This is a genomic window from Flavobacterium amylolyticum (assembly GCF_048284335.1).
Taxonomy (GTDB): domain Bacteria; phylum Bacteroidota; class Bacteroidia; order Flavobacteriales; family Flavobacteriaceae; genus Flavobacterium.
Window position 1 is genome coordinate 126,950 of record NZ_JBLVPG010000003.1, and the last position, 13,626, is coordinate 140,575.

Consider the following 13,626-nt stretch of genomic DNA (forward strand, 5'->3'; position numbering starts at 1 on the left):
TTGTTATATTTTTTTGATAGTGCAAATGTAGTTTTTTAATAAAAATTTTGACTAAAAAAACATCATTTTTACCTATCTCGAAATAATATTCTCCTATTTCTATTTTTGATTTGCTCAAATAAAAAATAATTCTATCTTTGCACCAGAATAACGGGGTGTAGCGTAGCTCGGTTATCGCGCCTGCTTTGGGAGCAGGAGGCCGCAGGTTCGAATCCTGCCACCCCGACAAAAGCTGAACTGTAAAGTTCAGCTTTTTTGTATAAAACGTTTTGTAATCGCACCTTTAAAAAGCCTGAATGCGAATCTTAAACACCTAAGCTGTAAAGTAAGGTTGTAAAATATCTTCAAAAGTAAAAAATCCTTTATTCTTGTTTTTTAAATTTTCAGCAACAAAAATAACACCACTACCAAATGCTTCTCTAGAGATAGATTCATGAATGAGTCGAACGGTTTGAAATGGAAATCCAAAAATTATTTCGTGTTTTCCCACAATTCCCCCTGCCCGGACTGAATTTATATTTTCTTTCTCAACATCTAAAGCCTCGGCAATTTTAATTGCAGTTCCTGAAGTCCCTTCTTTTAGTTTAAAATGCTCTTCATTGATTTCAATATCTACCCAAGGGGCTATTTTTTTTAAAAATTTAGCGGCAAAAAGTAAAAAATTAACCCCTAAAGTAATATTTGGAGACCAAAAAACAGTGGTTTTTTGTGCCAGTTCATGAAGTACCTTTATTTCTTCAGGTTTATAATGCGAGATAGCTGAAAGAATTTTAATCTCTCGCTCAGCAGCTAATAATCCATAGGTGTATATGCCTTGTTCTGAAGAAAAATCAATTATAAGATCTACCGGATGTGTATCTAAAAGTTCTTTCATAGAAATACTGGAAGTCGAATAAATTAAACCAGCCTCCTTAGCATCCAGACCTAAGAATTCAGCCACAGATCGGTGTTCTAAAAGTGTACTTTTACGCAACACCCATTCCAGAGAAAATTCTTTATTTTGAAGTATTACCGAAGCTACGGCTCTACCTGTTTTTCCAAATCCTACTAATCCAATTTTCATCTTGCTCACTATTTTGTCAAATTAATTACTAAAAAAATTGATTCTACAGATATTTAATAAAGAACTCTGTTTTAAATATTATTGATAAATTTGGAATATTTATTTCATAAAATCTCATTGTTGAAATTAACCCGCAAACTCCTTTTTACCGATGAGCATTCCCCTTGGAAGTAACACTTGAAAAAAGAAAATAAATCTGACTTTTATAACTAAGGCCTCAATTTTTGTGTCTTTAACACTTACTTATGTAAACATAACGATTTCAGTTTAGTTAAAGCCTACAGGATACCTTTATTCTATCTCTTTGATCGCATCAGTAAAATACAACCCATAATCTTACGCTCTATCAGCTTACCTTACAGTTAATTATAGACTCGCTAGTCTGTTTTTTCTTGATGCACAGGTTATCAAAAGCAAATCAATTTATAGACTAAAGAAAAAGATTGTGTTCAATACCTGAAATACTGAGAATGAAACGAATTGTAAAAAGGGTTAAAGAAAAGCATACCGGTGTTAAAATGAAAATCTGTCAAAAGGCAAGGAATCAAGCTTTAACGAATGTTAACAAAATAGATTTTTAGAAACCATAAATAATTGTATTTTTACGGTTCAAAATTTAGAAAAATAAATGGGCAAAATCATCGCGATTGCTAATCAAAAAGGAGGAGTAGGAAAGACTACAACATCAGTTAATCTTGCCGCTTCATTAGGAGTTTTAGAAAAGAAAGTGTTGCTTATTGATGCTGATCCACAAGCAAATGCATCATCAGGATTGGGAATTGATGTTGAATCTGTTGAAATAGGAACATATCAAATTCTAGAACATAGCAATACCCCAAAAGAAGCTATAATAAAATGTTCGGCCATAAATGTGGACGTAATTCCATCGCATATTGATCTTGTTGCTATTGAAATCGAGTTAGTCGATAAAGAAAACAGGGAGTATATGCTTAAAAAAGCACTGGAAAGTGTCAAAGATGAGTATGATTATATTATAATTGATTGTGCCCCATCACTCGGATTACTTACCTTAAATGCATTGACCGCTGCTGACTCAGTCATTATTCCTATTCAATGTGAATATTTTGCACTGGAAGGCTTGGGGAAGCTGCTAAATACTATAAAAAGCATCCAAAAAATTCACAATCCAGATTTAGACATCGAAGGATTATTATTGACCATGTTTGATTCCCGTTTACGTCTATCAAACCAAGTGGTGGAAGAGGTTCAGAAACATTTTAACGACATGGTTTTTGAAACTATTATTCAGAGAAATGTAAAATTGAGTGAAGCGCCAAGTTTTGGCGAAAGCATCATAAATTACGATGCAACAAGCAAAGGAGCTACCAATTACTTGCATCTAGCTCAAGAAGTTATAAAGAAAAACAGTAAATAGTTTTATGGCAAAAGCACTTAAAAAACAAGCATTAGGAAGAGGATTATCTGCATTATTAAAAGATCCGGAAAACGACATAAAATCCGTTGCTGATAAAAATGCCGATAAAGTTGTAGGAAATATTATTGAGCTTGAAATTGAGGCAATCGAAATAAATCCATTTCAGCCCAGGAGCAATTTCAATGAAGAATCATTGAGAGAATTAGCAACTTCTATCAAAGAATTAGGGGTAATTCAACCTATTACTGTCCGTAAATTAGATTTTAATAAATACCAATTAATCTCAGGTGAGCGCCGCCTTCGTGCATCCACTCTTGTTGGATTGAAGACAGTTCCTGCTTACATACGCATTGCAAATGACAATGAATCCTTAGTTATGGCTTTGGTGGAAAATATCCAACGCCATGATTTAGATCCAATTGAGATTGCACTTTCCTACCAACGTTTAATTGATGAAATTCAATTGACTCAGGAGCAAATGAGCGAACGTGTAGGAAAAAAACGCTCTACGATTGCTAATTACTTGCGACTTCTGAAATTAGATCCGATAATCCAAACTGGAATTCGTGATGGCTTCATCAGTATGGGGCATGGTCGCGCCATAATCAATATTGAAGACCAGGAAATACAAACGGATATCTATCAGAAAATTGTAAGTCAAAATCTATCCGTACGCGATACCGAAGCGCTAGTCAAAAATTATCAGGAAAGTTTAAAACCAAAACCTGCAGGAAAACCAAAAACAACTTCATTTGAAATTGCCGATTCTCAAAAAAACACCTTTACAAATTATTTTGGGACTAAAGTTGATGTAAAAGTAGCTGGAAATGGTAAAGGAAAAATTACAATTCCATTTCACTCAGAAGAAGATTTCAACAGAATTGTTAAATTAATAAACGAATAGTGACTAAAATCCTTTTCATCGGGCTATTCCTTTTTATGGTAAGCAACACAACTGTTTTTGCACAAGCAGAAACAGCTGCGGTGTTAATCGCCAAAGACACTTTGAAATCAAATGATATAGATCCTCTGACTCCGGCAAAAGCCGCTTTTTATTCGGCTGTATTACCAGGTTTAGGTCAGGCTTACAATAAAAAATACTGGAAAATACCCCTCGTATACGGAGCATTAGGAACTAGCATTTATTTTTATATTGATAACAACAGGAAATACAATCAATACAGAGATGCTTATAAAAGTCGGTTAGAAGGTTATGTTACAGATGACTTAGCATTTCTCGATAACAATCGATTAATCGCTGGACAAAAATTCTACCAACGCAATCGTGATTTATCCGCTTTGGTTACACTTGCTTTTTATGCATTAAATATACTAGATGCAAATGTAGATGCAGCATTAATCCAATTTAATGTAGATGAAAACTTATCGGTAAGACCGGTTCTTTATCCAAACGATGTAACATTAAAGACGAATGTAGGACTAACATTTAATTATAGTTTCTAGAAGCTTAAATAAAAAACAGCTCATTATGTCATTACTTAATAAGATTGGGAAGAAATATTTTTTTATCATCACGACCGTTTTGTTGTTAGTCACTTTAGTAAATTATTCCGCAATTAAAGTGCTGGATCCTATTCGAATGAATAATTTTTTTTCTGGATTCATTGCTGGAATTTTAATAGGTCTTTTGCTGGCAGGAATTGTTAATTATTCAAAATTAAAAAAATAAACAAATGAAAATTGCGCTTTTAGGATACGGTAAAATGGGTCAGGTAATTGAAAAAATTGCACTAGAAAGAGGTCATGAAATCGTTTTGAGAAAAGATAAAAATAACACTTTTGAGGGCCTTTCAACAGCTGATGTCGCAATAGATTTCAGTGTTCCAACTGCTGCTGTCAGTAATATTTCAAGTTGTTTCCATGCCAATGTACCCGTAATTTCTGGAACAACAGGATGGTTGGACTATTATGATGAAGTGGTGGCTCTTTGCAATGAAAAAAAAGGAGCATTAATCTCCAGTTCTAACTTTAGTTTAGGTGTAAATATATTCTTTGAAGTCAATGAATATTTGGCGAAAATCATGTCAAAATTTGACAGTTACAAAGTAGAAATGGAAGAAATTCATCATACTCAAAAACTCGATGCTCCTAGTGGTACTGCCATTTCATTGGCAAGAGGTATTATAGAAAACAGTTCGTACACCAACTGGACACTAGAAAAACCGGAAGCTCACCACACGAGCGATTCTAAATTAACTACGCAAATTCACATTGAAGCCAAAAGAATTGGAACTGTTCCTGGTACACATAGCGTAACGTATAATTCATCTGTAGATGCTATAGAAATTAAACATACTGCACACAACCGGGAAGGTTTTGCCCTTGGCGCTATCATTGCTGCAGAATGGATTGCTGGAAAACGAGGGATTTTTACAATGAAAGATGTATTAGAACTTTCAAATTAAACAAATAGATTTATAGAAATCATGCCACTTTCTAATTCCTACTAAACAAATAACTGATCAACAAATAAACATATTATGTCTACATACCAATGGTTTATATTCTTTCTGCTTTTACAACTAGTTCACTTTTTAGGAACCTGGAAATTATATGAAAGTGCCGGCAGAAAACGCTGGGAAGCTGCTGTTCCCGTTTATAACGCAATTGTTTTGATGAAAATAATAGGTCGTCCTACGTGGTGGACTATACTATTGTTTATTCCAATTATCAATTTGATTATCTTTCCGGTCATCTGGGTAGAAACATTGCGAAGTTTTGGACAGCGATCTAGATTAGATACTTTTTTAGTACTAATAACCCTTGGGTTTTACATTTATTACGTTAATTATACCCAAAAACTAAATTATATAGCGGATAGAAGTTTAAGCCCTAACAGCAAAACGGCAGATACTATTAGTTCGTTACTTTTTGCAGTTGTTGTAGCTACAATAGTGCATACCTATTTAATTCAGCCATATACTATTCCTACTTCTTCATTAGAAAAATCATTGTTGGTAGGTGACTTTTTATTTGTAAGCAAAATGAATTATGGAGCCCGAGTACCCATGACCACTATAGCATTGCCAATGGTCCATGACTCTATTCCTTTGACAAAAAGCAAATCATATCTGATCTGGCCACAATTGCCTTATATGCGATTACCCGGAATTCAAAATATAGATCGCACAGACATAGTCGTTTTTAACTGGCCGGTAGATACCGTTTATAAATTTTTCGATACTTCAAAAAGACGTGCTTATAAACCCGTGGACAAAAAATCGAATTACGTAAAAAGATGCGTTGGGATTCCTGGAGATAATTTATCTATAAAAGACGGCATTGTGTATATAAATGGTAAATTGTTGCAATTACCAGAGCGTGCCAAACCGCAATTTTCATATAAAGTAGCTGTAGATGAAAAAACTCCTATCGATTTTGAATCTTTATTTAAAGATCTAGATATAACTGATCCTGCTGGCTTTATGGATCAGACAAAAAGAGATACGATTTTCATGAGTGCCTTAACCGAAGCAGGAGCGGAACGATTAAAAAACACACCAGGTATTACTGCTGTTATCAGACAAATTTCCAGAGATACTGACAACGGGGTCTTCCCACACATCAACAAATGGAACCGGGATAATTACGGTCCCATTTACATTCCAGAACAAGGAAAAACGGTTGGTTTAACTACAGAAACATTACCGTTTTACAAAGCAATTATTACTGATTATGAAAATAATGATTTAAAAGTAAACGGTTCAGAAATTAGAATAAATGGTAAGGTTGCAGTTACTTACACTTTCAAGCAAAACTATTATTGGATGATGGGTGACAACCGTCACAACTCTGAAGACAGTCGTTATTGGGGATTTGTTCCTGAAAATCATATCGTAGGAAAACCTATTTTTATATGGTTGAGTATTGATCCAAATGGCAAAGGAATAAATAAAGTAAGATGGAACAGAGTTTTCACCACAGTTAGTGGAGAAGGTCAACCTCAATCGTATTTCAAATTATTTCTTCTTGGACTAGTAATTTTCTTCGTTGGAGAATATTTTTGGAAAAAAAGAAAAGAGGCAAAAAATTAGTCAAAAGTTTCAAGGTCTAAAGTCATAAAGTTGCTATTTAATCCAGCTTTATGACTTTGGCCTTTATGACTTTAAAAACTTTAGACAATATGAACATTCTCCTCCATCCCACTTATTTTCCATCGATAAGCCATTTCGCAGCTATGGCACAGGCAGATAGTATTACCTTTGAAATAGAAGATAATTTCCAAAAACAAACCAATCGCAATCGTGCTTATATTTACAGTCCCAATGGGATTCAACTATTAAATATTCCGGTAAAACATTCAAAAGAAAGCCATCAGAAAACGAAAAACATTAGAATTGAAACCGAATTTGACTGGCAAAAACAACATTTCAAATCACTGGAAGCTGCTTATAGAAGCTCTCCTTTTTTTGAGTTTTTCGAAGACGATATACGACCAATTTTTGAAAAAAAATACACCTTTTTGTTGGACCTAAATTTTGAAGCATTAACAATTTTATCGAAATGTCTTCGAATGAAAATCGATTACAAAACTACCACCGAATATTTTCATGAAATAGAACCAACTGCGACCTCCGACTTCAGAAATCTGGTAAACGGAAAAAAAGATCTTTCTAAATTTGAAAATTACATCCAGGTTTTTGATGATAAACATGGTTTTATCAATAATCTTAGCGTTCTGGATGTGTTGTTTAATGAAGGTAAATATGCATTAGATTACCTGCGAGCACAAAAATTGATTCTCGTATAAAACAATCGATTTTTACTCGTAAGCCAATCTTGCCATGATAGGAAAATGATCGGAGTTTACAAAACTGGAAAAATGTTCGAATTTTTTAACCGTCATTTTTTCATCCGCAAAAATGTAATCAATTCGAGCAGGATAATACCTAAATTTATAGGTTTCTCCAAAACCAGTACCGGCCTCTTCAAAACTATCTTTCATATTCCCTTTAATACTTCTATACACATAGGAAAACGCACTGTTGTTCATATCCCCACAAATTATGATCGGATAAGTACATTTCATTTTATGCTCTTTAAACAGCTCCGCTTGTTGCTGTTGTTGCTTAAAAGCTTTACTAATTCTGATGAAAAGCATTTGTGATTTCTGCTGATTGATAGCATCGATATTTTCATCTATCTCATTAACATCGGGAGAGATTTTTATAGACTGCAAATGCATATTGTACACTCTGATAATATCTTTCCCTTTCTTTATATCTGCAAAAACTACATTATTACTGGAATTAGGAAAAATAATATTTCCTTGATTAATGATTGGAAATTTAGAAAAAATTGCCTGACCGGTTTTAATTTGGTTTCCATCAGTAAAAATATACCGATGCGGATATATCTTTAAATCAATATTAGCTGAAGAAGAATACTCTTGCATACACAGTATATCTGGATTTTTTTCGTTAACAAAATCGAGAATATCTGAAGGCACATCATCTCTATCGATCCATTTAAATACATTTAACAAACGTACATTATAACTCATTACGGTAAAATCTTTCTCTTCTTTAGAAAACTTAGGAGACGAAAACTTATAAAATTTATTTATAAATGTAATTCCTATTAATAACACCAAACCCGAAACCATTAGTTGTTTTTTGAACTGTAGTGTCCAATATAAAAAAAACAAGGCATTAAAAACAAAGAAAAGCGGCATGAAAAGTGTCAAAACTGATAAGAAAGGAAATGACTTTGGCGCCAAGAAAGGCAAAACATAAGCAATAAAAGTTAAAAAAGTAAGGAGTATATTAAAAAAAAACATCCCTTTATTAAACCATGAAAGATTTTTCATTTTATACATTTTTGATTTTGACAAAACACAAACTGATTCTCAACTTACTTACCTACTTTAAATAAAAATTCTTTTTCTTCTTTCGTAAGGCTATCATAACCGGACTGACTAATTTTATCTAAAATTTCATCAATTTGTTGTTGTGATTTGTCTTTTGCAATTATTCGAGACGTCGTTTTTTCAACTGGTTTACTATAATTTTTGTGTATTTTTCTAAATGGTGTTGTTTTATTTTTTTTGAATAGATTAACAAAAAAATCAAAAATTCGAGAAATTATAATACTTAAATCAGTTCCGTTTTTAAGCAATTTAATAAAAATAAAACCGAATAAAGCTCCAGCAAGATGAGAAATATGCCCGCCCATATTTTCGGAACGCAGTTGCATTAAATCAATAATAATAATTACGGAAGTTATATGCCATAACTTGACATTTCCAATAATCAGTAATCGAAGATCCATTAGAGGATAATAGGTAGTAGTTGCAACTAAAATAGCCATAATCGCTGCAGATGCGCCCACAATTGGAGCACTAATATTTAAAACATAAAATACCAGCATATAACTAATTCCTGCAAAAATGGCACTCAATATGTACAAACCTAACAATTGCTTAGCGGTAAAAAATGTCATAAACAACCTGCCTGAAAAGTTCAGAACAATCATATTAAAAATAATATGCATAATTCCACCATGAAAAAAAGCATATGAAAGCAATGACCACGGTTTCCAAAGCAAATGTGCCGGATTAGATGACAAACTCACATAATGAATGTAATCAATGTTGACACCCAACACGGATAAAAGTGCAAAAAATAACCATGGAAGAACAAATAAAGCTACATTCCAAAAGATTAGCTGAGTCACGATGCCTCCGATCTTGTATTGTACTTTCACGTCATCAATTATATTCATACTTTAATTATAATTTAAAATCTGTAATTTGGCTACAACTACTCTAAAGAGTTACAGTTTTAATTCCAACGATTTTTATTAAACTGATTTTTCTTCCAGTACCACATGATAATAAAACCAAACAAAGCACCCCCAACGTGTGCAAAATGAGCTATTCCGCCACCTCCAAAAATAGACTTTCCAGAAATCCCCAGGTACAAATCAATTAATACTAAACCGGGAACAAAATATTTGGCTTTTATCGGCACAGGAATAAACATCAAAGCCAATTCAGCATTGGGAAACATAAAAGCAAATGCCACAATCGTTCCATAAATAGCTCCCGAAGCACCTACTGCAGTTCCCATGTAGGCACTTGTAAAATTCTGAAAATCAGAAACAGATAGAATTTCCTGCCATCTCGTATTAATTTTCCCTTCGTTTAAAACTTGTAAAACTTCTTGTTTGGGAAATCCATTAGCGATTAAAGTATTCAAACTCTCTTGAAAATAGTAATAATTGACACCGGTGTGCAACAAAGCAGCGCCTAATCCACATGAAATATAGAAAAATAAGAATTTTTTACTACCCCATATTTGTTCTAATGCTGATCCAAAAGAATACAAGGCAAACATATTGAAAAAAATATGCATAAAGCCACCATGCATAAACATGTGTGTTACTGGTTGCCACAATTGAAAATCAGGGTTCTCAGGGAAATACAAAGCCAGTATTTTATAGGCTGGTTCTTTTATAATAAGTGTTCCTACAAAAAACAATACATTGATAATAATTAATTGTTTTACTGTTTCAGTTACGTTTCTCATATTGCAAATTTTTTATCTAAATCTTCTACACGCATGGTGATGAAAGTGGGTTTTTGAAATGGGGAAACATTGGGATCTTTACAGGCAAAAAGTCCATTCACCAAATTTTCCTGTTCTTTTTCGGTAAGGTGTGTTCCTGTTTTTACCGCTAAACTTTTGGCCATTGATTTAGCAATGGTGTCGTTTTGACTGAAACTACTTTCTGGTATCCCATCCTGTAAGTCGCTCAATAATTGTTCTAAAACCAATGAAACTTCACTTTCGGTACTATTGACTGGAATTCCTGAAATAACAATATGGTCTGCATTATTTTCTTCAAAAACAAATCCGGTGTTCCTAAGGGAAAGTTGCAATTCAGCGATGAGCTCCATTTCGACAGATGAAAAAAACAAGTTCAACGGGAACAACAGCTGTTGGCTGGACGCTTGCTGTACTGTCATGTTTATCAAAAATTGTTCATATAAAACACGTTGATGCGCCCGCTGCTGATCGACAATTACCATTCCTGATTTGATCGATGAGACAATGTATTTCTTATGAATTTGATAGGTTTTATGAACGGAATGCTCAACCTCTTCGTCATTAAATAAAGAAGAAGTTACCTCTTCATTTTCAAAAGCAACCTGCCCAATTTCATCCGTATCTTGTTTTAACCCTACATATAGACTCTCCCAATTAGCGGTTGATTCTGGTTTCTTATAATTCGAAAAATGCTTATTGGGTTTATCATCAGAGAAAGGATTAAAATTTCCATCAACCTGAATAGTCGGTGTAGCTCCTTCTAAATCTTTATAATAGTAGGGTGTATCCAAATTCGAATCCCGTTCAAAATCTAAAATCGGAGCTACATTAAACTGCCCCAAACTATGCTTAATTGAAGCTCTTAAAATAGCATATAACGCATGTTCATCATCAAACTTGATCTCCGTTTTAGTGGGATGAATATTGATGTCAATAGTATTAGGAGGCACCGATAAATAGAGAAAATAACTGGGTTGCGCACCATCTTTCAAGATTCCATCATACGCTGCCATAACCGCATGATGCAAATAACCGCTTTTTATAAAACGATCATTAACAAAGAAAAACTGTTCTCCACGATTTTTTTTGGCAAATTCAGGTTTGCTAACAAATCCTTGAATCGCTACTATTTCGGTTTCTTCCTGAACCGGGACTAATTTCTCATTCGTTTTACCTGAGAAAATAGTAACAATTCGTTGTCGTAAAGTAGATGGTGGCAAATTGAACATTTCACTACCATTGTGATAAAACGTAAAATGTATTTTTGGGTGAGCCAAAGCCACACGTTGAAATTCATCGATAATATGACGATATTCCACCGTATCTGATTTCAGAAAATTACGTCGCGCCGGAATATTAAAAAATAAGTTTTTCACTGCAAATGAAGTACCTTTAGGTAAAACAGCTACGGCTTGCGACACAAACTTACTTCCTTCAATAATTATATGATTTCCGAGTTCCTGCTGATCCTGCTTAGTTTTCATTTCTACATGAGCTATCGCGGCAATAGAAGCTAATGCTTCACCCCGAAATCCTTTAGTATGCAAGGAGAATAAATCTTCCGCTTTACGAATTTTAGAAGTGGCATGACGTTCAAAACACAAGCGGGCATCCGTAACACTCATTCCTAAACCATTATCGATTACATGTACCAACGCTTTCCCAGCATCTTTGATAATTAATTTAATATCTGTTGCCCTAGCATCTACTGCATTTTCAAGCAATTCTTTGACAACGGAGGCAGGTCTTTGCACCACTTCTCCTGCAGCAATTTGATTGGCAACGTGATCAGGAAGTAATTGAATTATACTCGACATTAAAAAATTTAGGTTTAAAGTTTATGGTTTATCGTTTTTAAAAACCAAGAACTACAAATTTAATGAATTTCTAGTGGGTTTTATTATTAATATGCTTTTTAAAAACAAAAATTCACAACGTGAAAATTTGATTAAGCATGTCATAGTAAGAACGATTACAACCCGTCCCAACTCGCAAGATCTATTACAGTCTAGAAAATATAGTAAACATAAATCTCCTCTTTTTAATTCTAAATCAAGCACAGAAAAGCAAATTAAGACTGAGACATAAATAACTGATAAACAAGCACATGAAGTGTTAATTTTGAAAATTTTTAACAAAATTATATAATCCCTATACCTGTTTAAAACTTAAATTTGTTATTTCAAACAAGTTAACTATTAAAAATATTTATTATGAAAACGACCAATGAAAAACAAGAAGACACAAAAGTAGACCCTAAAAAAGGAGCTGTAAAAGCAAAACCAGATGCTGCACAAGGTTTAAGAGATTTTTTTGAAGACGGATTAAAAGATATCTTTTGGGCGGAACATGCACTTACAAAAGCCATTCCTAAAATGGCAAAAAATGCTACTTCTTCAAAACTAATACATGCCTTTGAAAATCATTTGAAAGAAACAGAGGAGCACGTAACTCGTTTAGAAAAAGTATTTGAATCTTTAGGTCTGAAAGCCGTTGGCAAAAAATGTGATGCAATGGAAGGTCTACTCAAAGAAGCCGATGGGATTATGGAAGAAACCGAGTTAGGTGTAGTACGTGATGCAGCAATTATTGCAGCAGCTCAAAAAGTAGAACACTACGAAATTGCTACTTACGGCACTTTACGTGCTTACGCATTGACACTTGGCGAAAACAAAGCAGCTACTTTATTAGCTAAAACTCTTGAAGAAGAAAAAAAAGCAGATGTATCTTTAACCGAGATTGCTTTATCTGATATCAATTTGGATGCAGCTCATGCGCACGCATAATTCATTAGTATAATTTGTAATTCATAAAACAGTTTACACCGTTTATCATTGCATCTTACTTTCGAAACAAGATTCGTACATAAAATCTCCTATAAATCTTTTAGAAAACCCATAAAAAAAACCTACTCCAATGGAGTAGGTTTTTACATAAACATTAAAAATAAAATAAAATATCTATTCTTTTAATTCTAAAGGAGATCCTTCTTCTAACTGGATAGCACCTGAAGATAATAAATGCTGATTATCTATTTGATGTGACAATGAAGATTGTTGACGAATGTATGCCATTTTTATGGCTGCAATAGCAGCTTCAGTACCTTTATTTCCGTGAATTCCTCCACTCCTGTCTATGGACTGTTGCATCGTATTGTCCGTAAGCACACAAAATATAACTGGAACATCTGTTTGAACGTTCAAATCTTTAATTCCTTGTGTTACCCCTTCACATACAAAATCAAAATGTTTTGTTTGACCTTGAATCACACAGCCAATAACAATTACAGCATCGACATTTTGAGTTTGCAGCATTTTTTTAGCACCATATACAAGCTCAAAACTCCCTGGAACATTCCAACGAATAATTTGTCCTGATGGAACTTCGTTTTCTAATAATGTTTGAAACGCCCCATTAAATAGACCTTCCGTTATGGCTTCATTCCACTCCGCAACTACAATACCAAAACGGAATTTTTTAGCATTGGGAACACTATTTCTGTCGTATTCAGATAAATTTTTATTTTCGGTAGCCATTTGATTTTAGTTTTAGATTGCACGTTTTATTGCATCATTAAAGATAGAATTTTCAAATTT

General features: G+C 33.6%; 14 protein-coding genes and 1 tRNA gene. 9 read left to right on the plus strand and 6 right to left on the minus strand.

All coding sequences use genetic code 11. The annotated features are described in order from the left end of the window. Nucleotides 1–151: 151 nt before the first annotated feature. Nucleotides 152–226: transfer RNA gene (locus ACNQF9_RS11435), tRNA-Pro, on the plus strand. An 87-nt stretch (nucleotides 227–313) separates the two neighbouring features. On the opposite strand, the gene ACNQF9_RS11440 is transcribed toward ACNQF9_RS11435, so the two are convergent. Beyond that, a complete protein-coding gene (locus tag ACNQF9_RS11440; protein WP_417960663.1) occupies nucleotides 314–1,063 on the minus strand; it encodes a 4-hydroxy-tetrahydrodipicolinate reductase in 750 nt (249 codons plus the stop codon). Between the two features lie 628 nt (nucleotides 1,064–1,691). On the opposite strand from ACNQF9_RS11440, the gene ACNQF9_RS11445 reads away from it, so the two are divergent. The 7 genes from ACNQF9_RS11445 (at nucleotide 1,692) to ACNQF9_RS11475 (ending at nucleotide 7,230) form a co-directional block, all read left to right on the plus strand. Beyond that, a complete protein-coding gene (locus ACNQF9_RS11445; RefSeq protein WP_417990252.1) occupies nucleotides 1,692–2,459 on the plus strand; it encodes a ParA family protein in 768 nt (255 codons plus the stop codon). Nucleotides 2,460–2,463: 4 nt separating this feature from the next. Beyond that, on the plus strand, nucleotides 2,464–3,363 hold the full coding sequence (locus ACNQF9_RS11450; protein WP_417990253.1) for a ParB/RepB/Spo0J family partition protein: 900 nt from the start codon (nucleotides 2,464–2,466) through the stop codon (nucleotides 3,361–3,363). Then, complete coding sequence (locus ACNQF9_RS11455) at nucleotides 3,363–3,923, plus strand: DUF5683 domain-containing protein (protein WP_417960669.1); 561 nt, start codon at nucleotides 3,363–3,365, stop codon at nucleotides 3,921–3,923. The genes ACNQF9_RS11450 and ACNQF9_RS11455 overlap by 1 nt, the downstream gene beginning before the upstream one ends. A 25-nt stretch (nucleotides 3,924–3,948) precedes the next feature. Beyond that, the gene (locus tag ACNQF9_RS11460; protein WP_417960671.1) at nucleotides 3,949–4,149 is read left to right on the plus strand and encodes a hypothetical protein; all 201 of its coding nucleotides are present in this window, start codon (nucleotides 3,949–3,951) and stop codon (nucleotides 4,147–4,149) included. Nucleotides 4,150–4,153: 4 nt separating this feature from the next. Continuing rightward, on the plus strand, nucleotides 4,154–4,885 hold the full coding sequence (gene dapB, locus ACNQF9_RS11465; protein ID WP_417960673.1) for a 4-hydroxy-tetrahydrodipicolinate reductase: 732 nt from the start codon (nucleotides 4,154–4,156) through the stop codon (nucleotides 4,883–4,885). A gap of 75 nt (nucleotides 4,886–4,960) precedes the next feature. Then, nucleotides 4,961–6,514, plus strand: coding sequence for a signal peptidase I (gene lepB, locus ACNQF9_RS11470; RefSeq protein ID WP_417960675.1), 1,554 nt, complete (start codon nucleotides 4,961–4,963; stop codon nucleotides 6,512–6,514). Between the two features lie 89 nt (nucleotides 6,515–6,603). Continuing rightward, nucleotides 6,604–7,230, plus strand: coding sequence for a WbqC family protein (locus ACNQF9_RS11475; protein WP_417960677.1), 627 nt, complete (start codon nucleotides 6,604–6,606; stop codon nucleotides 7,228–7,230). Between the two features lie 12 nt (nucleotides 7,231–7,242). On the opposite strand, the gene ACNQF9_RS11480 is transcribed toward ACNQF9_RS11475, so the two are convergent. Genes ACNQF9_RS11480 through mutL form a run of 4 tightly spaced genes read right to left on the minus strand, consistent with a single transcriptional unit; the run spans nucleotide 7,243 to nucleotide 11,847 of the window. Next, on the minus strand, nucleotides 7,243–8,289 hold the full coding sequence (locus ACNQF9_RS11480; protein WP_417960679.1) for an endonuclease/exonuclease/phosphatase family protein: 1,047 nt from the start codon (nucleotides 8,287–8,289) through the stop codon (nucleotides 7,243–7,245). 44 nt (nucleotides 8,290–8,333) lie between these two features. Beyond that, entirely contained in the window at nucleotides 8,334–9,203 is an 870-nt protein-coding gene (locus ACNQF9_RS11485; RefSeq protein ID WP_417960681.1) for a rhomboid family intramembrane serine protease, read from the minus strand. A 59-nt stretch (nucleotides 9,204–9,262) separates the two neighbouring features. Further along, nucleotides 9,263–10,009 carry a rhomboid family intramembrane serine protease gene (locus tag ACNQF9_RS11490; protein WP_417960683.1) on the minus strand — a complete coding sequence of 249 codons (747 nt, stop codon included), beginning with the start codon at nucleotides 10,007–10,009 and terminating at the stop codon, nucleotides 9,263–9,265. Then, nucleotides 10,006–11,847, minus strand: coding sequence for a DNA mismatch repair endonuclease MutL (gene mutL / locus ACNQF9_RS11495; RefSeq protein WP_417960685.1), 1,842 nt, complete (start codon nucleotides 11,845–11,847; stop codon nucleotides 10,006–10,008). The genes ACNQF9_RS11490 and mutL overlap by 4 nt, the downstream gene beginning before the upstream one ends. Nucleotides 11,848–12,243: 396 nt before the next feature. Here mutL and ACNQF9_RS11500 point away from each other — a divergent pair, with 396 nt between their 5' ends. Beyond that, nucleotides 12,244–12,816, plus strand: a complete 573-nt coding sequence (locus tag ACNQF9_RS11500; RefSeq protein WP_417960687.1) for a YciE/YciF ferroxidase family protein — start codon at nucleotides 12,244–12,246, stop codon at nucleotides 12,814–12,816. A gap of 174 nt (nucleotides 12,817–12,990) precedes the next feature. On the opposite strand, the gene ribH is transcribed toward ACNQF9_RS11500, so the two are convergent. Further along, a complete protein-coding gene (gene ribH, locus ACNQF9_RS11505; RefSeq protein WP_417960689.1) occupies nucleotides 12,991–13,566 on the minus strand; it encodes a 6,7-dimethyl-8-ribityllumazine synthase in 576 nt (191 codons plus the stop codon). Nucleotides 13,567–13,626: the final 60 nt, after the last annotated feature.